The sequence below is a fragment of the Ligilactobacillus sp. genome (assembly GCF_036846325.1).
GTDB lineage: Bacteria > Bacillota > Bacilli > Lactobacillales > Lactobacillaceae > Ligilactobacillus.
Window position 1 is genome coordinate 1 of sequence record NZ_DAIUCE010000091.1, and the last position, 1,045, is coordinate 1,045.

General features: G+C 43.7%; 2 protein-coding genes. One reads left to right on the forward strand and one right to left on the reverse strand.

Features of this window, described 5'->3' with window-relative positions:
- Positions 1–291 precede the first annotated feature (291 nt).
- Positions 292–633, reverse strand: a complete 342-nt coding sequence (locus V7Z60_RS08020) for a helix-turn-helix domain-containing protein (RefSeq protein WP_334117312.1) — start codon at positions 631–633, stop codon at positions 292–294.
- A 209-nt stretch (positions 634–842) separates the two neighbouring features.
- Here V7Z60_RS08020 and V7Z60_RS08025 point away from each other — a divergent pair.
- Positions 843–1,045: DUF441 family protein (locus V7Z60_RS08025; protein ID WP_334117313.1), on the forward strand; the 203-nt coding region annotated here is incomplete at its 3' end.

Consider the following 1,045-nt stretch of genomic DNA (forward strand, 5'->3'; position numbering starts at 1 on the left):
GTCCAAAGCTTGCGTACGGGCTCATGACCGCTCGCTTCCACACCTTGTCTAATCAGGCTCAGACCAGCAACAAGGCTCATGATAAGTTTGTGCCGCGTCGCGACTGCGCTTGCGCTGATCACTCGCGCCCCTCCTTATCTCCCGCCTTGTTGGGCGGCTGGTCTTCGCACCTTCATAATCAGGTTTCGCCTCACAACCCCCTTGTCCCAAGCACCCTTGCTCGGGCAAGCCGGGCTTACCCGTCGCAAGTGCGACTTGGATACGCGGGGGCTGGGCGTTCGGCTCCACACCTTACTTTTCCATCTTCTTCATCAACAACAATAATTGTTCGCAGATCTCGTCAATATTTGAATTGTCGGAATCCCTGAGGTACGTGATCAGCTCGATCGCGTTTGGCGGAAGATTCTTAATTGAAATATTATGTTTACTATCAAGTATTTCTTCAACGGAAATATTCAGGGCATTGCAGATGTCGACAAGTTTTTCAATACTGACGTTTTGCTTTTTCTCTCTTTCGATTTTTGAAATGTAGTTAACGGAAAGGTTGCTGTATTCTGCGAGCTCTTCTTGCGTCATGCCGGCAAGATGCCTGTATTTCCTTATTTTTGACCCCAGATGAATTTTATTGTCCATTTTAAAATCACGGCTTTCTTTTTTTGTCTCACTTTAACTTTATTATTAATTGAGGGTTATCAAAATATAACAAAGTACGTATGATGTGTATTTTTACGCCGTTAAAATGGATTATATTACATTTGGAGGGAGCTATTTTCTAAGTTGTATTTATAGAATGGAAATTATAACAAATTTCTGATACTCTGTATTTGAAGGCGGGTGAAATAATGGAAGCATGGCTGTTTCTTTTTCTGGTTTTTTCAGCAGCAGTTTTTGGCAGGAATAATTCGCTGATCATCGCATGCATCGTGGTAGCATTAATCAAATTGCTTCCCTTTGCGGACAAGTGGTTTTCCGTTTTGCAGGCAAAAGGCATCAATTGGGGCGTGACGATTATTTCGATTGCGATTCTCGTTCCGATCGCGACCGG